Origin of the sequence: Paenibacillus mesophilus, from assembly GCF_005938385.1 — a bacterium.
GTDB lineage: Bacteria > Bacillota > Bacilli > Paenibacillales > NBRC-103111 > Paenibacillus_AB > Paenibacillus_AB mesophilus.
The window spans coordinates 596,722-621,372 of sequence record NZ_VCRA01000001.1 but is presented as its reverse complement, the minus strand read 5'-3'; the positions used below and the strand labels follow the sequence as shown (position 1 = coordinate 621,372).

The following is a 24,651-nucleotide window of genomic DNA, read 5'->3' as shown; positions in this document are numbered from 1 at the left end:
CTCCGCCTTTCCTGCCAGGAGAACAGCCTACCCGTATCGGATAGGCTGTCGTGGATACGATATGCGCAGGATGGGGCGGGCGCGACGGCAGGCGCCCGGTCGGAGTCCGCCAATCGGAATGAAAATCTATTTGCGGCGGCCGCAGCGGCACGCGCATCCGCACTTTTTCCGCCGCTTGATCGGGCGGTGTTTGCTTTTGTGTGCGCCTTTTGTGCGTTTGCCGCTTGTAATATTCCGGTTCGGTTTGCCGCTCGTAATATTCCGGTTCGGGATGCCCCCCGTAATATTCCGATTCGGGAATCCTCCCGTAAGGCTGCCTGCATGGCGGTTGGCGCCCCCGGTCAAGCTGCCGGGGGTCTGATGTCCGCCGGTAGGACGGGCGTTCGTACGATGGCCGCCGGTGGAATGATGACCCTTCGTACGGTGACCGCCGGTGAGGCTGCCGGCCGTGCTGTGACCGCCTGGGAAGAAACCCGGGCTGCGGTCCGCAAGCCACATTTCATACATCCGATTGGGTACGTTTTTGATCGTAGGCATAGATGGAACTCCTCCTTTCCTTTGCCAATGGTACAGTTTATGACTCGTCCGGGCGTTTTGGTTCTGGTCATATGCAGGTACGGGACAAAAATGGTGCAATGGCGGAAAGGTATGGGCCCTGTCAATTTCTCCGGGCATTTGTGACCTCTATCTGGGTGAACGCATATGTTACAGATGACTACCCCTGAGAAGAAAGGTGACCCGGATGAAAAAGAACAGATCAAGCGAAGGTTCGAGACGCGGTAAACAATCCGGTCAAAGAATCTACAACGCGAACACGAATGAGCTGAACTGGCTGGACGACGATAAGGGAACGAAAACGCCGCGTAGAAAACCGAATGTCCCGGAGACGGTCAAAAACGAAAGCGAGCCGGCCGCCAAGAAATCGGCGGGCGGGGAACCGCCGGAGGAGCAGGCTGCCGTCGCTTCCGTTCTTGTACCGGAGGCGCCCCCGGCGGCCGAGGAGGCGTACGAGGAAGAGCTCGAGCAATTGGAGCCGTCGCCAAGTCAAAGCTCGCGCACCGCTCCCGTCGAGCAAGTCGAAGTGTTCGCGGAGCCGTCGGACATTTCCCCCGTCCTGCTGCTGTTCGAGCGGGCGCAGCACGAGAATGTGGCGGTCGTGTATACGGACGACATCGTCGACGAGGCCGTGACGAACGAGAAAATCGCCAATCGCGCGATAGACGGCACGAAAATCAAACCCGGCTCGATCGGCCGCGATTCGCTCGCCGACTACGCGGTCGACAACGCGAAGCTGGCGGAAGGCAGCGTCACCTCGGGCAAAATCGCCCCGGCATCGATCGAGGATAAACATATCGTCCAAGGGACGATTTCCGGCAAGAAGCTGAAGGCGAAGTCGATCGGCGGTGACAAGCTGATCGACAACAGCATCACGTCGGAGAAGCTGGCCGATAAGACGATCGATTCGATGAAAATCGCCGAAGGCTCGATTGTCGCCAAGCATCTGCACCCCCAGAGCATATCGACCGATCTCATTCAGGATCAGGCGATCGTCAGCGAGAAAATCAAGAGCGGAGCGATCCTGTCGATCAATTTGGCGAACGGCGCGGTCAACTCGGCCAAAATCGCCGACGGCGCCGTACTGACCGAGAAGCTGCGGGAGGGAAGCGTGACGGCGGAGAAGCTCGCCGAAGCGAGCATAGGCTCCGTCCACTTGCAGAAAGCTGCGGTTATGGGGGAGCATTTAGCGGCTGGGACGGTGGCCGCGGAACATTTATCGGCAAACAGCGTCCGCACGGAACATCTGTCCGCGGAAGCGATCGAAACCGCTCATCTGGCGTCTCAGGCGGTAACCGCCGAGAAGCTGGCCTCCGAATCCGTAGGATCGCAGCAGCTGCTCCCGCAGTCGGTCCAATCGTCGCATCTGGCGTCAGCGTCCGTACGGGATATCCATCTGGCAGTCGCCGCGGTCACGACGCCAAAGCTGGCTCCCAAATCGGTAAACGCCGAGCAACTGCAGGACGGAGCCGCTACGGAAGCGAAGCTGGCGAACAGCGCGGTCACGACGCCAAAGCTGGCGGACGCGGCGGTGACGGCCCGAAAAATCGCCGATCGGGCGGTAGAAAGGCGGCATCTGGCGCCGGGCGCGGTCAGCACCTCCGAAATTGAGACGGAGTCGGTCGGCGAAAACGAGCTGGCGCCGCGCAGTGTGGTAACCTCGAAGCTGATGGACGGCGCCGTGACGGAAGCGAAGCTGGCCGACGGGGCGGTGACGTCGACTAAGCTTGCAGCCGGCACGGTGAACGCCGAGCATTTGGCCGACGGAGCGGTCACCTCGGAGCTGCTGGCCGATGGCGCCATCGAATCCCGGCACGTGAGCCCGGGGGCGATCGGCACCGAGCATCTGCGCAAAAATGCGGTCGCCACCGAATCGGTGCAGGATTATTCGATTACATGGAACAAAATCGCGCTCGGCTCGATTACGCGCAACCATCTGGTGCAAGGAACGGTCTATACGCACCATGTTGTCGATCATGCGATTACGACTTCCAAAATGGCCCCCGAGGCGGTATCGACCGATAAGCTGACGGATTTGGCCGTGACGTCGTCGAAGCTGGCGGATGCGGGCGTCACGTCGTCGAAGCTGGCGGCGGGCGCCGTGCGGACCGCGCATTTGGCGGCGGGCTCGATCATTTCGGAGCATTTGGCAGCCGGAGCGGTCCAAAGCGAGCATTTGGCCGAGGAGTCGGTAGGCACCGAGCAGCTGCGCGAAAATGCCGTTGTCGCGAAGACGATCAGCGACGGTTCCGTTACGGAAGCGAAGCTGGCCGACGGGGCGGTGACGACCGGGAAGCTCGCGGCGGGCAGCGTCGACGGCAGGCGGCTTGCAGCCGGCTCGGTCGAAACGCGGCATATTCAGCCCGGCGCGGTGTCGTCGGCTTCGCTCGCGGATGGCAGCGTCGGATCGGCCCATATTATTCCAGGTGCGGTAACGGGGCTGCATGTGGCGGGTAGTGCCATCGGCGAGCATCACTTGGCCGCCGGAGCGGTCGGGGCGTATCATTTGGCCAATGGAAGCGTAGCCGGCAAACATTTGGCGGACGGGGCGATCGTTTCCCGGCATCTGACGGAAGGCAGCATAGGTCCGGCGCATTTGACGGAAGGCTCGGTCATGACACGCCATCTGGCGGATAACAGCATCGGCTCGGCGCAGTTGGCCGGATATTCGGTCGGACCCGAGCATTTGCGCGAACAGGCGGTATCGACCGATGCGCTGCAAGAAAGCGCGGTTACGGAGGAGAAGCTCGCGAACGGAGCGGTAAGCACGGATCGAATCGCTCCGGCGTCGGTAACCGGCGACAAGCTGGCGCTTGAATCGGTAGCAGGCATACACATCCAGCACGAAACGATCCAGGGCTATCATCTGAAGTCGGGCACGATCCGGTCGAACCATCTGGAGGCGGGCTCCGTCTCGAACGGACATTTGACCCGGGAAAGCGTGGACGGCGACAAAATCAAGCCGTCCTCCGTCGGGAAGGAGCATTTGGCATCGGGTGCCGTGACGGCGGATAAAATCGGATTCGGCGCGGTGAAAGCCGAGCATTTGTCCGATGCTTCGGTCCAATCCGGGCATGTGGCTCCTCTGACGGTCGCCGAGCAGCACTTGAAGGATCAGGCCGTATCGGCCGCCAAGCTGCAAGCCGGCGCCGTAACGGAAAGCAAGCTGGCGGCCGACTCGGTAACGGCCGAGAAGCTGGCGGCGGAAAGCGTCCGGGGCGAGCACGTGATGGCCGAATCGATTCGGGGCTACCATCTGCAGACCGGGGCGGTCAAAGGCCACCATCTGGAGCAAGACGCCCTCCGCACCGAGCATTACGGTGACGGCAGCATCACCGGCGACAAGCTGGCGGAAGGCACGGTCGGCACCGAGCAGCTGATGGACGGAGCCGTAACGGGCGACAAATTGTCGATCGCATCGGTAGGCAAAGAGCACCTGTCGAACGAATCGGTCGAATCCCGCCATCTGGCCGACCAATCGATCGCCGAAGAGCACATTCAAGACGGCGCCATCGCCACGACGATGCTGCAGGACGAGGCGGTAACGGGCAGCAAGCTGGCCGCCGAAGCCGTCACCTCCGAGAAGCTCGCTTCGGAATCGGTGACCGAAGAGAAGCTGGCCGACGGCAGCGTAACCGAAGATAAGCTCGCAAACGGGGCCGTTACGGCCGAGAAGCTGGTACCCGGTTCCTTAACCGGTGCCTTGCTGGCTGCGGATAGCATCGAGAGCCGCCATATTCGGCGAGAAACGATTCAAAGCTACCATATCGGAAAAGGCGCGATTCAAGGCGAGCATATCAACAACGTCGAATGGATCGCCGGCCGGCTGGACGACGGAAGTATCGCCGGCACGAAGCTGCAGCGCCGATCGGTCACGTCGAAGCAGCTCGCTGCGGACAGCGTCACGGCAGAGCACCTTGCCGCCGCGAGCGTCTCCGGCGAGAAGCTGACGGAGGGAGCGGTGACGGCCGAGAAGCTGGCGAACGGCGGCGTGACGACAGAGAAGCTGGCGAACGAATCGGTCACGTCCTTGAAGCTGGCGGAAGGAGCGGTTGCGACCCGTCATTTGACCGAGGGCAGCGTCGGAGCCGAGCAGCTGGCGGAAGCTTCGGTCGGCGCCGAACATCTGCAAGAAGGCGCCGTAACGACAGAGGCGCTTCAAAACGGCGCCGTTACGGAAGAGAAGCTGGCATACGGCGCGGTCGGCACGGACCATATCGCCCCGTCGTCGGTGACCGGCGACAAAATCGGCGCGCTCGCGGTCGGGAAGGAGCATTTGGCGGAAGGAGCCGTCACGGCGAATAAAATCGGCGCGTACGCGGTGAAAGCCGAGCATTTGGCCGACGAATCGATTCATTCGAACCATGTGGCTCCGCTCGCGATAACCGAGCAGCACTTGACGGATCAAGCGGTCTCGTCGGCTAAGCTGCAGGCCGGGGCGGTCACGGAAAGCAAGCTGGCGGCCCATTCGGTAACAACCGATAAGCTGGCGGCGGAAAGTGTAGGAACCGAGCACGTTAAAGCGGAATCGCTGCGGGGCTACCATCTGCAGGCCGGAGCGGTCAAAGGCTACCATTTGGGGCAGGGCGCGATCCGGACCGAGCACTATAGCGCCGGCAGCGTCACCGGCGATAAGCTGGCGGCCGATTCCGTCGACGCCGACAAGCTGGTCGATGGAGCCGTGACGGGGGAGAAGCTGGCGGTTTCGTCGGTGCATCAGGAGCATTTGACGGACGAATCGGTCGAATCGAGGCATTTGACTAACCGGTCGGTTGCGGAGAAGCACATCCAAGAGCGGGCCGTATCGACGGGAATGCTGCAGGACGAAGCGGTAACGGGCGCTAAGCTCGCGGCCGGCGCGGTGACGCCGGAGAAGCTCGCCGGCGGCATCACGTCGGGGAAGCTGGCCGATGGGGCCGTAACCGCGGAGAAGCTGGCGAACGGCGCCGTAACGGGGGCCGCGGTCGCTGCGGACAGCTTGGAGAGCCGCCATATTCGCCCGGAAACGATTCAAGGCTTCCATATCGGAAAGGGCGCGATCGGGGAAGAGCACCTGAATGACGTGGAATGGATCGCGTACCGGCTGGCCGACGGCAGTATTGCCGGCTCCAAGCTGCAAGGAGGCTCGGTTACGACTTCGCAGCTGTCGCACGAAAGCGTCACGGCGGACCAACTGTCTTCCGGCAGCGTCTTGAACGAGAAGCTCGCGGCTCGCGCGGTCACGTCCGATAAGCTGGCCGACGGCAGCGTTACGGCGGAGAAGCTGGCGGACGCGTCGGTCACGGGAGATAAGCTGGCAAGCGAGTCCGTAACGGGCGATAAGCTTGCGGGCGGCGCCGTAACGGGCCGGGCGATCGCCGCGGAGAGCGTACAGGGAGTTCATATAGGCCCGGAAACGATCGAAGGCTACCACATCGGAGCCGGCGCGATCGGAGAAGAGCACTTGAGCGACATCGACTGGATCGCCGATCGTTTGCCCGATGACAGTATCTCCGGAAGCAAGCTGCAGACCGGGACGGTAACGTCGGAGCAGCTTGCAGCCGGCGGCGTTACGTCGGAGAAGCTGGCGGACGCGTCGGTCACGGGTGTCAAGCTGGCGAACGAGTCCGTAACCGCCGTGAAGCTGGCCGAAGGTGCCGTAACGAGGCGGGCGATCGCCCCGGAGAGCGTGGAGGGAATCCATATAGGCCCGGAAACGATCGAAGGCTACCACATCGGAGCCGGCGCGATCGGAGAAGAGCATTTGAGCAGCGTCGATTGGATCGCCGATCGTTTGCCCGATGACAGTATCTCCGGAAGCAAGCTGCAGACCGGGACCGTAACGTCGGAGCAGCTCGCCGAGGGCAGCGTCACGGCAGAGCAGCTGACGGCCGGAAGCGTCACGGGCGAGAAGCTGGCAAGCGAATCCGTAACCGCCGATAAGCTGGCTGCAGGAGCCGTAACAGGGCTGGCGATTGCCGCTGAGACGATCGAAGGAGCCCATATAGGCCGGGAAACGATTCAAGGCTACCATATCGGAGCCGGCGTAATCGGAGAAGAGCATTTGAGCAGCGTCGATTGGATCGCCGATCGTTTGACCGATGATAGTATCTCCGGAAGCAAGCTGCAGACCGGGACCGTAACATCGGAGCAGCTCGCTGCGGGCAGCGTCACAGCGGAGCAGTTGACGAGCGGAAGCGTCACGAACGAGAAGCTCGCGAACGAGTCCGTAACCGCGGAGAAGCTGGCGAACGGAGCCGTAACGGGAACAGCCGTCGCGGCCGAGAGCATCCAAGGGTACCATATCGGTGCGGAAACGATCCAAGGCTGCCACATCGGTCATGGCGCGATCGGAGAAGAGCATTTGAGCAGCGTCGATTGGATCGCCGACCGCCTGCCGGACGACAGCATCTCCGGAAGCAAGCTGCAGACCGGAACCGTTACGTCGGAGCAGCTCGCTGCGGGAAGTGTTACGGCAGAGCAGCTGACGGCAGGCAGCGTCACGGTCGATAAGCTGGCGAACGAGTCCGTAACCGCGGAGAAGCTGGCGAACGGAGCCGTAACGGGAACGGCCGTCGCAGCCGAGAGCATCCAAGGGTACCACATCGGCGCGGAAACGATCCAAGGCCACCACGTCGGCAGAGGCGCGATCGGAGAAGAGCACTTGAGCGGTATCGATTGGATCGCCCATCGTCTGCCGGACGACAGCATCTCCGGAAGTAAGCTGCAGACCGGAACCGTAACGACGGAGCAGCTCGCGGCGGACAGCGTCACGACAGAGCAGCTGACGGCCGGTAGCGTCACGGTCGATAAGCTGGCAAGCGAATCCGTAACCGCCGATAAGCTGGCTGCAGGAGCCGTAACGGGGCCGGCGATTGCCGCAGAGACGATAGAGGGAGCCCATATAAGCCCGGAAACGATCCAAGGCTGCCACATCGGAATTGGCGCGATCGGGGAAGAGCACTTGAGCAGCATCGATTGGATCGCCGACCGCTTGCCGGACGACAGCATCTCCGGAAACAAGCTGCAGACCGGGACCGTTACGTCGGAGCAGCTTGCGGCGGGCAGCGTCACGACAAAGCAGCTGACCGACGAAAGCGTCACGAGCGAGAAGCTGGCGGGCAGATCGGTTACATCGGAGAAAATGGCTTCCAGATCGGTAACGGGGGCGATCCTTGCCTCGGACAGCGTAGAAGGCATCCATATCCGCCCCGGTACGATCCAAGGCCACCATATCGAACCGGGATCGATCCAGCCGCATCATCTGAAAGGCTTCGTGCTTCCGATTGACGGAGGCGCCCCGGTTCCATCGTCCGGCAGCGCGCCGGCTTCCGGCGGGGAGTTGGCGGATGGAGCGGTAACCGGGCCGAAGCTGGCCGATGAAGCGGTCACCGCCGCCAAGCTGGCGCCCGAAGCGGTTCGCGGCGAGCATGTGGCCGACGGCTCGATCACATCCGGCAAGCTGGGCTTCGTTCCGGTGCAGGCGACCGCAGCGGCGCCGGCCGTACTGCAGCAGTTCGGGTCGGTCGCGTTCCAGTTCGCCGTACACGCGGAGACGGTCGGCATCGAGATCACGTTCGAGGAGCCTTTCGCGAATCCGGGCTACGTCCTTGTCGCGATGACGAACCATACGGCGTGCTACCCGGTGCTGAGAGCCCAAAACGAACGGAGCGCCGTCATCGAAATCGTGCGCACGAAGTTTACGCCGGAGCCGTCCGGCACGGTCAATTGGATCGCCATCGGCGCGAAAGCGTAGCGCATAGCGTATAACCGCAAACCCCCGGATCAATAGGATCCGGGGGTTCTTTTGTGTCCGGACACTAGCTTCATCAGGCGCTGGGCGGCGCCCGCGGACAAGCGGCGGATATTGCGATCTGCGCCATCCGCATTTTGAAATTGCGGGAGCGGCTCAATAGGCTTCTGGCTAGGCAAAACGGCCAGCCAATCGAAACGATCGAGCGGGATACCGATCGCGATTGCTTCATGTCCGCTGTGGAAGCGGTGGATTACGGCTTGATAGATGCGGTCATGACCGCAGAACCGTTCCGAATCGGCGGCGCGGGCAAAGGCTGATCGTCCATCCGTGCAAGCACAACGAAAAACCGACACAGGAAGCATCAGCATCCCGTGCCAGTATTTTGCAACTCCTCGCAATATTGGACGAAATCCATTCCCTTGTGGAAGGTCGACAACCATTCGTCGGTTATAAAGCTTAGCTCCCCGTTGTCGGTATCCAGCAAGGCGAAGCTTCCCGGCTTCACGGTCCCCGTTTCGTCAGCTTTATGATAAATAATAAGATTGAGTCCCAGGTAGGTTGTAGCGCCGAACGTTTTGGGGCCGTTCATATGGTGGAAATGCCCGCCAATCATATATTTCGGCTGGATGGTCTCGATTAGCTCAAGCAGCATCTGCGACCCTCGGAGCTCGCCATCCTCATTGATTATCGCTCCATAGGGAGCGTCGTGCGTCACCAAAATATTGATTTCCCCGCGCGGATAGCTCGTCAGCTTCCGATAAGCCTCTTCATCGATCGAGCGGCTGTCGGCTATTTTGTTATCGACTCCGCCGAGAAACGCTATGGTCGGACCGTCGGTTTTGATCACCGTGCCGTCTTTCACATAAGCGAACAAGCCGAACGGATCGATGCTCTCCGTAGGATGGCTTGATCTCGAGCTGATCTCCGCAAGCCATTCGAAATCCTCGTGATTGCCGCGAATGAAATATACCGGTCTTGCGAAATGGGTGCGGATATATTGAAGCTGATCCGCCAGCTTGCCTTCGGCACGCAAATACCGGCTGAAATCAAATTGGGACGGGTCCAGATCGATGCGCCTTTTTTGTTTCAATTGGTCATTCGGATGCGGGTAGGCGCCGAAATCTCCGACTTGAATAATCCAGTCGAGCTTTTGTTTATGCTGAATTTGCCATTTGGACATAATAGCCAGACTGTGGAGCACTCTACCGTGCAAATCTCCGACAAATGCGATCTTCAATATGCATCTCCTCCTATGAAAAACGGTTTAAGCAAGCGCTGCCTGAGCCGGTTCCGTTGGCCGATAACTTAGTCCACCTTATTGTTCATGTCATATAAAACGGTCATGATGTCGGCATCGAGCTGACCTTCCAGCACGGCCGCACAAATTAGCGTATGATAGCCCCCATCCATATAAGGGAGCATCGGAGCCAGCAACTCGCGGTCCAGCTCGCCGTCGATAATTTTGGCAAAAATGGTGTCCATCGAATCGTGATCCAGAAAAGGAGCGATCCGCTCAAGCGCGATTTTATCCAGCAGAAGCGGCGGGGTATCCATCCAATCCCGGTTTTGCAGCTGCGCGGTCTGCATGTAATCGGCAAGCTTCACGAGAGGACCGATATCGATGCCGAAAGCCTCGAACGGCGCAAACAAACAGCTTGGCGTTGTTGAAGCATCCGTGCTGATCGGCTGTTTCAACCTATCGTCTTGTGGCAGCGAATTCCTGCCGGAATCACCTTCCTTCAGGATATTTTGACCCACCAACAGTTGATCTACAGTTACTTGAAAACATTTTGCAAGTAGCGGAAGCTGCGTTATATCCGGGAAAGATTCTCCGGTTTCCCATCTGGAAACCGCCTGACGCGTCACATTCAGCAAGTCGGCTAACCGGGATTGGCTAAAGCCATGCTGTTTGCGAAGCTTGGATAAGGAAGCGCCGAACTGTTTCATTTCCATAGGTTTATCACCCCCATAATCGAGATTATTAAGACCATCTTATCAGTCTGGTAATGGAAAATAAAGCAAGTATTGGTTGCGCTTTCGGTAATGCTATTCCACGACAAAAAGCCCGTATCCATCTTTAAGGAAAGAAGCAGGCTATCAACACATTCGACTAGTTGGCCGGCCGTATCGCTTCGGCAAGTGCATGTGGAGCCACAGCTGTCCGACGATCTTGCAAGCTGCCGCGTTGCGGTTCGCGCCGACTCTCTTTTTGGGGAAGCGCGGAGCCCTTTTTCTCGGACAATCGACAGATGCCCTTCCGTCGAATGCGGATTTTCATAAAATGACTCGTAAGATAGCTTCCAACGAATACCTATTCCGGCGGCTTGCGCGGAAGGGGACGAAGGCGGAAGCTTCCCGCAAGTTGCATCCCGCTTCAAGCGAAACCGGAGGTGAATGATGTTGAAGTCTCGCTCGGGAAAAAGAAGGGCGCCTCCGCGGCGAAGGACGCGCGTCGGAGCGGCCCGGAAAGCTTCTCCATCCGCCGTCCTCCCGAAAGCTCCTCCGTCCGCGACGCCTGTCGTTTCCGTCGTCATCCCGGTCGTCAACGAACGGAAGACGATCGCCCGCATCATCCGGCAAGCGTTCGCCCTTCACCGGGATACGGAAGTCATCGTCGTCGCAAACGGCTCGACGGACGGCACCGCGCAGACGGCCGAGTCGCTCGGCGCGAAAGTGCTGCACTACCCCGAGCCGCTCGGCCATGACGTCGGACGCAGCATCGGAGCGAGGGAGGCGAAGGGGAGAATCATCCTGTTTACGGACGGCGATATCGTCATTCCCGCCAAAGATTTGATGCCGCTTGTGAAAGCGGTGGAGAACGGGGTCGACATCGCGCTGAACAGCTATTTGGGACCGACCGACAAAATGAACGTCCATGGCGTCGTACTCGCCAAGCACGCTTTGAATATCGCTCTGTCCCGTCCGGAATTAAAGGGGGCGTCGATGACGACCATTCCGCATGCGATAAGCCGCAAGGCGCTGGAGGCGATCGGGTGGGAGCAACTCGCGATCCCGCCGAAAGCCCAAGCGATCGGCATATGCAGAGGACTCGATGTCCGGGCCGTTCACTATATCGAAGTGGGCAAAACGAATCCGAGGCGGAGAAGAAAGCAAGGAGACGATCCGCTCGAAGGTTTGATCGTCGGCGATCATTTGGAGGCTATCGATTGGTTTATCCGGGCGACCAACGAAAGGGGAAATAAGCCCGACTTGACCCGGGCCAGGGAGGTCGTGAGGTGATTTCATGAGTCGTATACGAAAACGTCATAACCGGAAAACGGGACGATTGCGCACGAAACGACTGAGGCGTTTTCGCTTGGCCGGCTCGGTGAGAGGCAGGCGTACGGCTCGCCGAAGGGCGGCCTCGTTCAAACCCGTGCCCCGTTCCCCGGCGAACGCCGGAATGGCGCAGCGGGCGTTCGAAGCGGGGCGCGAGGCGGCGCTTCATCCCGGCGACGGGGGGAACGCCGGCCCGCTCAAACGGATGAATCGGTGCTGGAACGAATGGGGGGCGGCGAACAACGCTTCCGGACTGTCGTGGAGCGCCTACCACGAGATCGCCGGGAAATTCGCCGACGGCTTCCAGCACGAGTCGGGGGTTCGGCTGAACAACCCGGTGCTTGTGCAAACCGGGAAGACGATCGGCGCGGTCATCACCGCCATGAACGAGGAGAAGGCGATACCCGGCGTCTTGGAGCAGCTGGGACGGCTGCCGCTGGATGAAACGGTCGTCGTCGTGAACGGCTCGGCGGACCATACGTTTTGGAGCGCAAGAAACTTGAGCGGCGGCATCGTCGTGCACTATATGCGTCCGCTCGGCCACGATGTGGGGCGCGCGATCGGAGCGAAGCTGATCCGTTCGGATATCGTGCTTTTCCTGGACGGGGATTTCCCGATCTTTGCCGAACATCTTGTTCCTTACATCCACGCCGTGGAGCGGGGAGCCGATGTGGTGTTGAACGACATTACGCCTTATATCGACGTCTTCGCCGGCCGCGACCCCGTCACGATCGTGAAAGAAATGCTCAACCGTTCGCTCGGGAGAGAGGACCTGCGTGCGAACTCGCTCACGGCAGTGCCGCACGCGTTGTCGCGCAAAGCGATCGACACGATCGGCTGCGCCAGCTTGATGGTGCCGCCGAAGGCGCAGGCGCTGGCCGTGCGGGGCGGGCTGCGGGTCGAGACCGCGATGAGCGTCGACGTCATTTCGAAGAACAGGGTGCGCGATAAAAACTCCGGCCGCGACAATCCGGTATCCCATCTGATTATCGGGGACCACCTGGAAGCCCTCGAGCTGCTGATGAGGACCGACGGGGCCAGGCTTGCGTCGGCGGACCATATCCGGAACCGCAATGTGCTCGGGAGGGCTACGTCATGAACGTAACGAGCATCGTCATCCCGACTTACAACGAGCTGATCCTGCTTCGCGAATGCTTGCATGCGATCGAGACGTATACCGACAGTCCGTATGAAATCGTAGTCGTCGATAACGGCTCGACGGACGGAACGGTGGAGTATTGCTTGAAGAAGCCGGTCACACTCGTTTCCTTGCCGCAGAACAGAGGGTTTCCGGAAGCTTGCAACCTGGGGCTGAAAGCGGCCAGCGGCAGCGAGCTGCTGCTGCTGAACAACGACGTCGTCGTGTCGCGCGGCTGGCTCGCGAATATGCTCGGCTGCCTGTATAGCGACGCCAAGGTCGGAATCGTCGGTCCGCGTACGAACTATGCGAGCGGCAGACAGCAGATGGAGCTGTCCTACGGCAGTATGGAGGAGTTCCACCGGCAAACGGAAACGTTGAACGTGCCGGACCCGGGCAAATGGGAGGAAGTCAGACGTCTCGTCGGGCTATGCTTCCTGTTCAAGCGGGAATTGATGGATCAGATCGGTCTGCTGGACGAACGGTTCTCGCCCGGCCATTACGAGGACGACGATTATTGCTACAGAGCCCGGCTCGCCGGGTATCGTCTTCTGATCGCCGGAGATACGGTCGTTCACCACCACGGCAGCGCGAGCTTCCGCAAGCAGGGGCAGGAGCGGATGGACCGGCTTGTGGAGACGAATTACCACAAATTTGTCGATAAATGGGGGATCGATCCTAAGTCGTTCATATAACCAGAAACGTGCAGAAGGGATGGAGGACTTGTGAAGGGCGTTATATTGGCGGGAGGCACCGGGACGCGTCTGGCCCCCTTGACGAAGGTGGTCAACAAGCATTTGCTGCCTACGGGTAAATACCCGATGATCCATCATGCGGTCCGCAAGCTGGCGCAGGCCGGCATAGAAGACATTATGATCGTGCTCGGCAAGCAGTCCGCCGGCCTGTTCCTCGATTATTTGGGCAGCGGCAAACTGTGGGGCGTCCGGCTGACGTACCGGATCCAGGAGGAAGCGGGAGGGATCGCGCAAGGTCTCTCCTTGGCCGAAGGCTTTATCGGCGCCGGCGAGAAGATGGTTGTCCTGCTCGGCGACAATTTGTTCGAGGACGACCTGAAGCCTTTCGCGGAACGGTTCAAGCGGCAGGAGCAAGGGGCGATGGTCATGCTGAAGGAGGTTGACGATCTGAACCGGTACGGCGTGCCGGTATTTCTGCAGGACCATATCATCTTTATCGAGGAGAAGCCTTCGACCCCGAAATCCGACTATTGCGTGACGGGCGTCTACATGTACGACTCCGCCGTATTCGACGTCATCCGGAAAATCCGCCCTTCACAGCGGGGGGAATTGGAAATAACCGACGTCAACAACGTGTACGCGATGAACGGCGGGCTGCAGTACGGGCTGCTGACCGGCTGGTGGACGGATGCGGGGACGTTCGAATCGCTTCGGGAAGCCGGGGAGAGGTTGTCAAACGCAGACGGAGGCGAACGATGAAACGGTACGATTATGTCGTCATCGGCGCGGGCATTATCGGACTGACTATAGCGCTCGAGCTGAAGCGCCGGTTTCCGGACGCCGCGGTCGCCGTCACGGAGAAGGAATCGGACGTCGGCTATCACGCGAGCGGCCGGAACAGCGGCGTCCTCCATGCCGGCTTCTATTATACGGCGGACAGCCTGAAGGCCAGATTTTGCCGGGACGGCAACCGGGCGATGCAGGACTATTGTGCAAGCCGGGGTCTCGCGGTCAACCGGTGCGGCAAGCTGGTCGTGGCGAGCGACGAGGAGGAGCTGAAAGGGCTGGAGGAGTTGAAGCGCCGCGGCGACGCGAACGGGGTCGAGCTGCAATGGATGAGCGAAGAGGAGATCCGGACGATCGACCCGAATGCGCGCACGTTCCGCAAAGCGCTGTTCTCTCCCTCGACCGTTACCGTCGATCCGGTCCAAGTATGCATGTCGATGAAGCGGGAAGCGGTGGAGCAGGGCATCGACTTCCGCTTCGACTCGAAATACGAAGGCCGGTGGGAGGAAGGCATTCATACCGGTGGGGGACCGATCGAAGCCGGTTACGTGGTGAACGCAGCCGGATTGTACGCAGACCGGATCGCCCGAGATTACGGATTCGGGAAACGGTACACCATTATTCCGTTCAAGGGCATGTACGTGAAATATGCGAAAAACAAAACCGATATCCGCACGAACATTTATCCCGTACCGAATCTCGCCAATCCGTTTCTCGGCGTTCATTACACGAAGACGGTGGACGGCGGCATCAAGATCGGACCGACGGCGATACCCGCTTTCTGGCGGGAGCAGTACCGCGGCTTCTCCCGTTTCAAGCTCGGCGAATTTTTGCAAATTTTGTATTACGAGGCGAAGCTGTTCGTCACCGATTCGTTCCATTTTCGCCGTCTCGCGCTGCAGGAGCTGAGGAAATATGTCAAGCCGCATTTCGTCCGGCTGTCGATGAAACTTGCGGACAACGTGGATCCGAACGGCTTCGGATCGTTCATGCGGCCGGGCATCCGCGCCCAGCTGCTGGATACGAAGACGCTTGCGCTCGTGCAAGATTTCGTCGTGGAGGGGGACGATCGTTCGATGCATGTGCTGAATGCGGTATCTCCCGCATTTACGTGCTCCATTCCGTTCGCGCGGCACGTCGTCGACACGATCGCCGCCCGAAGAGCGGCGCCAGCTCGTAAACCGTAAAGGAGTTTTGACCGATCATGAAACGAATCGAAACGAAACTGCCCGGGGTGTTCCTCCTGGAGCCGGTCGTCCATGGCGACCACCGCGGTTTTTTTATGGAAAGCTATACCCGCAGCAAGCTCGAGCAGATCGGCCTGACTTATGATTTCGTCCAAGACAATCAGTCGTTATCCGCGCAGGCCGGCGTCATCCGCGGGCTGCATTACCAGTTGTCCGCGAAAGCGCAAACGAAGCTCGTCCGCGTCTTGGCGGGAGCCGTCTACGATGTCGTCGTCGATATCCGCAAAGGCTCGCCGACGTTCGGTCAATGGATCGGCGTTCTGCTGAGCGAGGACAACAAGCGGCAAATCGTCGTGCCGAAAGGGTTCGCCCACGGCATTTGCACGCTCGTGCCGAACACCCAGCTTTTGTATAAAGTGGACGAATATTATTCCCCCGAGCACGACCGGGGCATCGTATGGAACGATCCCGGGCTCGGCATCGACTGGCCGGTCTCGGCTCCGATCTTATCGGCCAAGGACGGAAGCCAGCCGACGCTCGCGGAAGCGGAAATCGATTTTGTATACGGGGAGGGACTCTGATGCGCACCGTACTTGTTACAGGGGCCGGAGGCTATATCGGATCGGTGCTCGTTCCGAAGCTGCTGGCCAAAGGGTACCGGGTGAAGGCGCTCGACCGGTATTTTTTCGGGACCGACAAGCTGGAGCCGCACCCGAACCTCGTTACGATACGCGAAGACAGCCGGCGTATCCGCGAGGAGCATTTCGCCGAGGTGGAGGCCGTTATCGACCTTGTGGCGATATCGAACGATCCGAGCGGCGAGCTGTTCCGCGAGGCGACGTACCAGATCAATCATATCTCGAGGGCGAGAACGGCGCACATGGCCAAGAGGCTCGGCGTGAAAACGTATATTTTGCCGTCCTCGTGCAGCATTTACGGGTTTCAGGAGGAGGGCGTCATCGTCGACGAGCAGTCGCCGACCAATCCGCTGTCGTCCTACGCCAAGGCGAACGAGAAAGCCGAGGAGAGCGTCCTTCCCTTGGCGGACTACCGGTTTACGGTCGTGGTCATGAGGCAGGCGACCGTGTACGGCTTCTCGCCGCGGATGCGCTTTGACCTGGCGATCAACGGCATGACGCTGGGAGGGTGGAAGAACGGGGTAATCCCGCTCATGAAGGACGGCACGCAATGGCGGCCTTTCGTCCACGTGCAGGATACGACCGACGTCATGTGCCTGCTGCTGGATGCGGATCCGATGAGCGTGAACGGGCACATCTTCAATATCGGCTCGAACGCCAACAATTATCAGCTCGGTCCTCTCGGCGAAACGATCGCGGGCGTGCTGCCGAAGCCGGTGGACATCGAATGGTACGGCGAGCCGGATCACCGCTCGTACCGGGTCAGCTTCGACAAAATCGAGCGGGCGCTGAATTGGAAGGCGAGCTGGACCGCGGCGGAAGGCGCGATGGAAATCTACCACGCGCTGGAGGCGGGGCGCGTGCCGGAATTCGAGCAAACCGTCACGCTCGGCTGGTACAAGGAGCTGGCGAAGTGGCACCGGATCATCCGGCAGACGGAAATGTACGGAGGCATGTTAGACATCCGGGGAGACGACGGCCGATGAAACGGGTCGTTCTGCTTGGTGCGAACGGACAGCTCGGCACGGATATCCGGCGCGTATTCGATGACGCGCCGGCACACCTTGTTCCGCTGTACCGCAAAGACATGGACGTGGAGCGGACGGAGGAAATAAGCGGCGTGCTGCGGGAAGCGGGACATTTCGACGTGCTGATCAACTGCACCTCTTATCATAAAACGGACGAATGCGAGGATTATGCGGGCAAGGCGTTCGCGGTCAACGCTCTGGCGCCGAGAGAAATGGCCAAAGCATGCGCCGGTAACGGGGCTCTCCTGATCCATATTACGACCGATTACGTGTTCGACGGACGGAAACGGACCCCGTATAAGGAGGAGGACGCGACGTCCCCGTTGAACGCGTATGGCGTATCGAAGGCGGCGGGGGAGCATTTCGTCGCGGCGCATCACGACAAGCATTTCATCTTTCGCGTATCTTCGCTGTTCGGGACGGCGGGGGCAAGCGGTAAAGGCGGCAATTTCGTGGAAACGATGCTCCGCCTGGCGGCCGGCGGCGCCCCGCTTCGCGTCGTCGGCGACCAGATCATGTCGCCTACGCATACGCTCGAAATCGCCAAGACGATCAAAGCCTTCATCCTGGAAGGCGTGGACGAGTACGGGATTTATCACTGCTCCGGGGAAGGGGAGTGCAGCTGGCACGACTTCGCCGCTGAAATATTCCGCCAGCGCGGGATCGAGGCCGACTTGCGTCCGGTGACGAGCGCCGAATTCCCGACGAAGGCAAGAAGACCGGCATACAGCGTATTGGATAACGGGAAGCTGAATCACATTCGCCCGATGCCGCATTGGAGCGAATCGCTCGGCGACTATTTCCGGCTGGGAGACGGCGGCGGACAACGGAGGGGGTGAACGTATGCGCAGGTTGAAAGGACGCGCCAAGGCCGGGGCGGCTCCGTCCCCGCCCGCGCCCCGCGAAGAAGGGATTATAGGCTGGGAGGACGGATTCCGGGAAGGCCGAAGCGCAGGGTACCATTACGGCTTGTGCGAATCGATCTATTCGCGTGCCGCCACCGAGCCGGCCCGACTGCGGGATGTGAAGGTGTTGTACGTCAAAGCGGACGGCGCTCCTTACGCCGCTCTCGATCAAGGAATCGAGGACGCGCTGCGGGCTTCCGTCCGGGAAGCCGTCGTCGTCGCGCCGGAGCAGGACGTCGTGACGCTGGCCGAAGCGGCGAAGCCCGATTTGGTGCTCGTCCTCGATGCGATCGGACGGTCTTTTCCTGTGGAGCAGATCGACCGGATGCGGGCCAAAGGATTGCGGACGGCCGTATGGCTGCCCGACGATCCTTACCATTCCGACAAGACCGTTCATATCGCTCCGCACTACGATTACGTATTTACGCTCGAATCGAGCTGCGTACCGCTCTACCGCGAGCTGGGCTGCGAGCGGGTTCACCATCTGCCGTTCGCCGTCAATCCGGACTACATCCGGCATTCCCGGGTGGACGAATCGTACCGGAACGATATTTGTTTCGTGGGCAGCGCCTTCTGGAACCGGGTAGAATGCTTCGACGAAATCGCCGGGTATTTGGCCCGTCAGCGGTTCAAAATCATCGGCTGGTGGTGGGACCGGATGCGCAATTACGAGCTGCTGGCCGACAAAATACACGGCGTATGGCTGACGCCTGAAGAAACGGCCAAACATTACAGCGGCGCGAAAATCGTCATCAACCTGCACCGGTCGACGGAGGACGCTTCCCACAACAGCAACAGCCGGAACATCCCGGCGACTTCGGTCAATCCGCGGCTGTTCGAAATTTCCTCGTGCGCCACGCTCCAGCTCGTGGATAACCGGGAGGAGCTGCCGGGCTTGTACACGCCGGGGTACGACATCGCGACCTTTTCCACGCCGGGCGAGCTGGTGGACAAAATCGAATATTATTTGACCCATGAGGACGAAAGGCGGGAAATGGCGAGAAGAGGACTGCACCGGACCGTAAGCGAGCATACGTACCGGAAGCGGCTGGATCGGCTGCTCGGAATCGTGTTCGGGTGAGCCCCCGGAAAATGCCCCCAAGAAAGGAGGGAAGCCAATGCCGGCAAGGAAGACCGCAAAACCGCCGGGCTGGAACGACGGCTACAGGGCGGGCTGGCTGGAAGGGAGGCGGCTCGGCAAATGCGAGGTCATCTCGCGGCAAACGCGCTTCGAAGCGCATGTCTCGGAGCTCCGGGTGCTCTATGTCCGGACCGGGCTGTGGTCCTACGATCCGCTCGATCAGGGCATTATCGACGCTTTGCGTCAATTGGTCCGCGACGTTCACGTAGCGGTCCCGACCGACGATGCGGCCGCTCTGGCGGCGTCCATCCGTCCGGATCTCGTGCTGTCGCTCAACTCGGTCGAATGTCTCGGCGTCTCGCAGGTGGACGCGATTCGCGGCATGGGGATCCGCACCGCCGCCTGGTTCACCGACGACCCTTACTTTATCGACGTCACGAAGCATATCGCCCCTCACTACGACTACGTGTTCACTTTGGAAGAAGCTTGCGTGCCGGTTTACCGGGAGCTCGGCTGTCCGAACGTGACGCATTTGCCGTTCGGGGCGAATACGGCTTATTATTCGCCCAAGCGAACCGACGCCCGTTACGAGGCGGACATCTGCTTCATCGGGAGCGCCTTCGGCAACAGGGCCGCCTTCTTCGATCGGATCGCTTCCTATTTGCAGGGCAAAAAAGTGTTTATCGCGGGATATTGGTGGGAACGGATGGCCCATTATCCGATGCTGGCCGACCAAATCCGGAACGGGTTATGGATTTCCCCCGAAGAAACGGCGTCTCATTACAACCGGGCGAAAATCGTGATCAACCTGCACCGCGCCATCGATGACGAAACGAACCAGAACGTCGGGGGTGTTCCCGCCCGATCGGTCAATCCGAGAAGCTTTGAAATCGGCGCCTGCGCGGCTTTCCAGCTGTCCGACATCCGCCATAGTCTAGGGGCGGCCTTCGTGCCCGGGGAAGAGATCGCGACTTACGCGTCACCCGAGGAGCTGGTCGAGAAAGCGGAATATTATTTGAACCATGAAGAGGAACGCCAAGCGGTCGCCCTTCGGGGCTATGCCAGAACGATGCGGGAGCATACGTACCCGCGCCGCGTCCGGCAGCTGCTGGACTCCGTCTTCGGCTGAAGCGGACAATTGGTCGAATGTCCCCGGCACGGATGGACCAGGGACGAATACGATAAGGGAAAACCAGCACAATTCAAGGTGGTGACGTCTATTGTCTCGTCTCGTTTTGCGCAAGAAGAGGCCGCTGCTGAAACGAAAAGGACGGCTTCGACGGAAGGTGCTGCGGAACCCCAGGGGCAAAGCGCGCGGCATAAGGAGCGTTGACTCGTATAACGAAGGCTATAACACTGGGTATAACAAAGGCTACAATGGCGGCCATGAGGAAGGCTACCGGCAAGGCAAATACGACGGAGAGGGGCGGAACGAATGGCGTGACGGCGTCGAAGGACTGATTGATTCGTTCATTCCGGAGTACGAAATATTGCCGGACTTCTCGGCCGAGCAAATCGTGGCGGCGGGGGTCGAACATTTGCGCCCCCACTTCCGGCATATGCTCACGCCGGATGAGATGGCGGGACGCATCGTCCATGCTCTCGATACGCGCACTCCGTTCTCGCTCGTACGGATCGGCGACGGAGAGCTGCTGACGCTGGCTCAGGGGAGCGTGCTGAGCGTGGAGCAGGTCAGGGAGCAAGGGCCGTTCCTCGGCTACGCCGGCGTAGACGTGCCGGACTTTGACGCCAGGGACCGGGTGAGGGCGGCGATTATGCAGGCGTCGGTCGTCGGCGTTCCAAAGCTGCGGGTGCGCAATTTCCAACCGCTTGCGCTCGCGGTATTCAAAGCCCACGGCATCGATTTCGGCGCATTGACGCTGACCGACTCGCTGATCAACTACTATTTGTACCATGCCGGCCATATATCCCGGATCGTCCGCGGAAGACGCGTGCTGATTGCAGGGAAGCTGGCGGAGCCGCTCGCCGACTATATGCGGCAGAACGGTGTGAACGTCGTGGCCGCGATCTCGCCGGTCGAAGGCGTGAAGGACGTACCCCGGGTCGTGGCGGAGATCGCTTCCCACGATTTCGATCTAGCCCTAGTGGCGGCGGGAGTGGCCGCCGTCCTCATCTCGACGCGGATCGCCTCCGAGCTAGGCAAGGTCGCGATCGACTTCGGCCATCTGGCCAATTCGATGATCAAGGGCGAAGCGCCCTTCCGATAATCCATACCGACAGGCGAAAGGGGGAGAAGTAGTGGGAACGAGGAAGCGCAGGGGAGCCCGGGCGCGGGTTTCCTTGAACAACGCCTATAACAACGGCTACAACACCGGATACGATGCCGGGCATTCGCACGGTTATGCGCTTGGTTTCCAGAAGGGAAGCGATTCGTACGCCGCGGGCTTCGAAGGTACGAGCATCGTAATCCCTTCTTTAAACCAGCAAGCCTATTTGGCCGATTGCATCGAGAGTATAGGCCGCTATACGCCCGAGCCGCATGAAATCATCGTGGTCGACAACGGCTCGACGGACGGCACCGCCGACTATTTGCGGTCGTTGAAAAACAAGACGGTCCGGTACAAAATCAGCGAGCGCAATCTCGGCTTCGCCGGGGGCGTCAATCAAGGGCTGATGATGGCGCGAGGCAAGACAATCCTGTTTCTGAACAACGATACGGTCGTTACCGAGGGCTGGCTGACCAATTTGCTCGCTTGCTTGCACGGCAGCGACCGGTTCGGTCTCGTCGGTCCGGTAACGAATTACATCAGCGGCGACCAGCTGATCAAGACGTCTTATGGCTCGACGGAAGAGATGCACCGGTTCGCGAAATCGTTCAACCGGTCCGATTCGGGCAAATGGGAAGTAACCGGGCGGCTCACCGGTTTTTGCGTGCTGATGCGCAAAGATGTGTTCCGCCGGATCGGGTTTTTGGACGAAGGATTCGAAATCGGCAACTGCGAGGACGACGATTTCGGGTTCCGCAACCGGCTGCTCGGGCTCGACCTGGTTATCGCCAAGGATACGTTCATTCACCATGTCGGCAGCACGACGATCAAGACGCTGACTCCGGCCCAATTCGAGGAAATGTACGCCCGCAATCTCGCCTTCTACTCCGACAAGTGGGGCGAAACGCATTCGCTGCTGCAGGAAGTTTCCGGCCATTGGAACGGGAATCCGATCGCCATGAACGATTTCTATCCGTCGCATGTGACCGTGAAAGGAACCGGTCCGACCGTATTTTGGGTGGAGCACGGCGTCCGGCGTCCTTTGGAGCATTACGAAGGGGTTCCGGCTACGAGGCTGTCTCAGATCGATCTGAAAAACTGGCACGTCGGCGAGCCGATGTCCGTCGCGGAATGGAACGCCAAGCAAGCCGTTCTGGCCGCGGGGGGGAGCCCGGGAGCGCAGCTTGCCGAGGGAAGGATCGTGCAAACTCCGGACGGAAGGCTGCACCAGCACCGCCGCGGCAAGCTGCACCGGATCGCCACGGCTTGGGTGTCGGAAGTATGGAACTTGAACCGGCATCCGGTTCAGCCTTTGACGGAAGACGAAGCAGCCGCCTACCCGGCCGGTCTGCCGATCATCGCTCCGCCGGTCATCAAGGCCGATAATATTTAGCGGATGCAGCAAAGCTCGGCGAATGCTTACGAAGCCAGTTTTGCTCCGCAATGCTCAGCGAATGCTTACGAAGCCAGCTTTGCTCCGCAAAGCTCTAAGGAGTTGATAAAATGACCGTCATCAAGAAGAAGCCGTCTGCCGGCAAATCCGGGAAAAGGCGCACGCGACGCGCGGTCAAACGTCTCGGCGGCAAAAGACGGCTAGCAAGGCGCGGCAAGCGCCGGCTGCAGGGGCGCCGCCGCGCGGTACGAAGGGCGCTGCCGCCTTCCGGAGTGAAAATGACTTACGATCAAGGCTACAACTTGGGGTACAACAGCGGATTCGACGTGGGATTCGCCCAAGCGTTCGAGGAAGGCTACCAGCACGCCTACGCTTCTTAGTCCCCCAAAATGCCCCCCTAAAAGTAAAGAGAGGGCCTTCGGAGCTTATTCCGGGTACTTTTGGGGGAGCCCCCCCGAAATCGCCCCCAAAAGTGAAGAAGGCCTTCGCAGCTTAATCGGGGTACTTTTGGGGAGCCCCCCCAAATTGTCCCCCAAAAGTGAAGAGGCCCTCGGAGCTTAACGGTCCCAGCCCAAATCAACGCCTAACATTCGATATAACCTTTGATTATGGGGTCTGAAATATTCGGTTAAATAATTCAATGTCTCCTTTGGTATATCCCGCTTGTATTTGCCTTTGTTCATGATGTCATAATGATTCGGCTCCCAGAGGGGCAAATTTAAAAATTTCAGCGTTTTGCGATAAACCGTCGACGGATCGGTAAATAAGTCTTCGCTTTTTAATATCAATATCTGCTCTCGCGGAAATCGTTTAAAGTAAGGCTCTAATTGATCGGCATATACGCTTCTGGACAAGTAGGAAAAGTAAAAATGCTCTTTACTGAAATAATTCGGATCCCCGAGCATTTTCGGCAGTTCGTCCCGGATTCGCGATGTTTCCTCCTGCATGGCCTGTTCAAATGACAAATGCTCCTTTTTTCTTCGGTGCATCATCTTGTAGGAGGAGATCGTTCTTTCGACCGGGTTTCTTAATAACGCAATGAGTTTAACCGAAGGGATCGCAGCCTTTATTCTTTTCGCGGCGTGCGGATGGAACATATAATACGGGCTTGCCTCCCCGGTAATCTTATCGTTTGGGCAATGCGGAAAATGCGATCTATACCAATCGATTCCTTTATGGAAATTATAGTCGAAGTAATGAACTTCTTTTTCCGTTGCCGAGGCGATATTCGGATGCTGCGTCAAGTAATGGTATAACGAAGTGGTCCCTCCTTTTTGCACGCCGATGATCAGAAAATGAGGCAAATTCCCTTTAGTCAATCCGTTCAAAAATAACACCTCGCTTGATTCATTATTTGGGTGATCACTCTTGCAACGATATCCCTATCGAATCTTTAGTAATGGTAATCCGGATAAAACGTCCGGTTCGCGTAGTCAAACAATATTTTTTGCGCGATCGGAGTGCCGTTCTTGGCCTTAAGCAGCTCGACGGCTTCGCCGGAGTGCAGCAGCTGGGCGGCGATCGATGCCCGGGAAGCCCCGTGCTGCAGGTGGCGGACGTTATGGCTTGCGCCTTTATGATCCGGTCGCCTGCACAGCAGCTCCTCGTACAAGCCCCGTACGTACCGGTCGTCCGGATACGTGTACAGCTTCCGGAGCAAGTCGGCAGCCGACGGGCGTTTTTTGCCGGTATGGGGCGGTGGACCGGAGCGGTACAGCTGCTCGGCCTCCGGGCTTTGCAGGAGTGCGGTCATGATGGCGAGCTTCGACTTTCCGCCGAGCAGTTGTAGATGATGCTGCATGCCGCCCGGATCGGGCTCGCGTCCGAGCAGCTCGCGGTAGCAGGCGGCTATGAACGATTCCCTATCCTTCTGGTACACTTTCCGCAATATTTCCATCATTCTCACTCGAATTCACCCCAAGGCCCGTATTCGGTCGATTTGTTGTATGTTACGGGGAATCGACCGTACCCGCGTGGACATGTACCCGTCGGCAAACGCTTGT

Annotated in this window: 19 protein-coding genes and 1 pseudogene; 15 read left to right on the top strand and 5 right to left on the bottom strand. The window is 59.4% G+C overall.

What is annotated here, in order from left to right; genetic code table 11:
• Positions 1-126: 126 nt before the first annotated feature.
• Positions 127-537 carry a hypothetical protein gene (locus tag FE783_RS02450; protein ID WP_138877708.1) on the bottom strand — a complete coding sequence of 137 codons (411 nt, stop codon included), beginning with the start codon at positions 535-537 and terminating at the stop codon, positions 127-129.
• Positions 538-742: 205 nt separating this feature from the next.
• On the opposite strand from FE783_RS02450, the gene FE783_RS02445 reads away from it, so the two are divergent.
• Both FE783_RS02445 and FE783_RS02440 read left to right on the top strand, forming a co-directional pair.
• Positions 743-8,290, top strand: coding sequence for a WIAG-tail domain (locus tag FE783_RS02445; RefSeq protein WP_138877707.1), 7,548 nt, complete (start codon positions 743-745; stop codon positions 8,288-8,290).
• Positions 8,291-8,358: 68 nt separating this feature from the next.
• Positions 8,359-8,607, top strand: a pseudogene (locus FE783_RS02440) (ATP-dependent Clp protease proteolytic subunit); the annotation flags it as partial.
• 44 nt (positions 8,608-8,651) lie between these two features.
• On the opposite strand, the gene FE783_RS02435 reads toward FE783_RS02440, so the two are convergent.
• A complete protein-coding gene (locus FE783_RS02435) occupies positions 8,652-9,527 on the bottom strand; it encodes a metallophosphoesterase family protein (RefSeq protein WP_158301582.1) in 876 nt (291 codons plus the stop codon).
• 68 nt (positions 9,528-9,595) lie between these two features.
• Entirely contained in the window at positions 9,596-10,243 is a 648-nt protein-coding gene (locus FE783_RS02430) for a helix-turn-helix domain-containing protein (protein WP_138877704.1), read from the bottom strand.
• A gap of 444 nt (positions 10,244-10,687) precedes the next feature.
• Between FE783_RS02430 and FE783_RS02425 the strand changes: the two genes are divergently transcribed.
• The 13 genes from FE783_RS02425 to FE783_RS02365 all read left to right on the top strand — a co-directional run bounded on the left by FE783_RS02425 (position 10,688) and on the right by FE783_RS02365 (position 23,028).
• A complete protein-coding gene (locus FE783_RS02425) occupies positions 10,688-11,530 on the top strand; it encodes a glycosyltransferase family 2 protein (protein WP_138877703.1) in 843 nt (280 codons plus the stop codon).
• Positions 11,531-11,534: 4 nt separating this feature from the next.
• Positions 11,535-12,668, top strand: a complete 1,134-nt coding sequence (locus tag FE783_RS02420; protein ID WP_138877702.1) for a glycosyltransferase — start codon at positions 11,535-11,537, stop codon at positions 12,666-12,668.
• Positions 12,665-13,402, top strand: coding sequence for a glycosyltransferase family 2 protein (locus tag FE783_RS02415; RefSeq protein WP_138877701.1), 738 nt, complete (start codon positions 12,665-12,667; stop codon positions 13,400-13,402). The genes FE783_RS02420 and FE783_RS02415 overlap by 4 nt, the downstream gene beginning before the upstream one ends.
• A 30-nt stretch (positions 13,403-13,432) precedes the next feature.
• Positions 13,433-14,161 carry a sugar phosphate nucleotidyltransferase gene (locus FE783_RS02410; protein ID WP_138877700.1) on the top strand — a complete coding sequence of 243 codons (729 nt, stop codon included), beginning with the start codon at positions 13,433-13,435 and terminating at the stop codon, positions 14,159-14,161.
• Positions 14,158-15,375: an L-2-hydroxyglutarate oxidase gene (gene lhgO, locus FE783_RS02405; protein WP_138877699.1), complete on the top strand. Its 1,218-nt coding sequence runs from the start codon at positions 14,158-14,160 to the stop codon at positions 15,373-15,375. Before FE783_RS02410 ends, lhgO begins: the two co-directional genes overlap by 4 nt.
• Positions 15,376-15,392: 17 nt before the next feature.
• The gene (gene rfbC, locus FE783_RS02400; protein ID WP_138877698.1) at positions 15,393-15,956 is read left to right on the top strand and encodes a dTDP-4-dehydrorhamnose 3,5-epimerase; all 564 of its coding nucleotides are present in this window, start codon (positions 15,393-15,395) and stop codon (positions 15,954-15,956) included.
• Positions 15,956-16,999, top strand: a complete 1,044-nt coding sequence (locus FE783_RS02395; protein WP_138877697.1) for an NAD-dependent epimerase/dehydratase family protein — start codon at positions 15,956-15,958, stop codon at positions 16,997-16,999. The genes rfbC and FE783_RS02395 overlap by 1 nt, the downstream gene beginning before the upstream one ends.
• Positions 16,996-17,880, top strand: coding sequence for a dTDP-4-dehydrorhamnose reductase (rfbD, locus tag FE783_RS02390; protein ID WP_138877696.1), 885 nt, complete (start codon positions 16,996-16,998; stop codon positions 17,878-17,880). The genes FE783_RS02395 and rfbD overlap by 4 nt, the downstream gene beginning before the upstream one ends.
• Before the next feature lie 4 nt (positions 17,881-17,884).
• Complete coding sequence (locus FE783_RS02385) at positions 17,885-19,027, top strand: CgeB family protein (RefSeq protein ID WP_138877695.1); 1,143 nt, start codon at positions 17,885-17,887, stop codon at positions 19,025-19,027.
• 37 nt (positions 19,028-19,064) lie between these two features.
• Positions 19,065-20,156, top strand: coding sequence for a CgeB family protein (locus FE783_RS02380; protein ID WP_138877694.1), 1,092 nt, complete (start codon positions 19,065-19,067; stop codon positions 20,154-20,156).
• A gap of 91 nt (positions 20,157-20,247) precedes the next feature.
• Complete coding sequence (locus FE783_RS02375) at positions 20,248-21,255, top strand: GT-D fold domain-containing protein (RefSeq protein WP_138877693.1); 1,008 nt, start codon at positions 20,248-20,250, stop codon at positions 21,253-21,255.
• Positions 21,256-21,286: 31 nt separating this feature from the next.
• Positions 21,287-22,648 (top strand): glycosyltransferase family 2 protein, encoded by a 1,362-nt coding sequence (locus FE783_RS02370; protein WP_138877692.1) that lies wholly within the window; start codon positions 21,287-21,289, stop codon positions 22,646-22,648.
• Positions 22,649-22,758: 110 nt separating this feature from the next.
• Entirely contained in the window at positions 22,759-23,028 is a 270-nt protein-coding gene (locus FE783_RS02365; protein WP_138877691.1) for a hypothetical protein, read from the top strand.
• A gap of 177 nt (positions 23,029-23,205) precedes the next feature.
• Here the strand turns inward: FE783_RS02365 and FE783_RS02360 are convergent, their stop codons facing one another.
• Positions 23,206-23,976, bottom strand: coding sequence for a sulfotransferase domain-containing protein (locus tag FE783_RS02360; RefSeq protein ID WP_202916111.1), 771 nt, complete (start codon positions 23,974-23,976; stop codon positions 23,206-23,208).
• 65 nt (positions 23,977-24,041) lie between these two features.
• Positions 24,042-24,548 carry a DUF4214 domain-containing protein gene (locus FE783_RS02355; RefSeq protein ID WP_238402837.1) on the bottom strand — a complete coding sequence of 169 codons (507 nt, stop codon included), beginning with the start codon at positions 24,546-24,548 and terminating at the stop codon, positions 24,042-24,044.
• Positions 24,549-24,651: the final 103 nt, after the last annotated feature.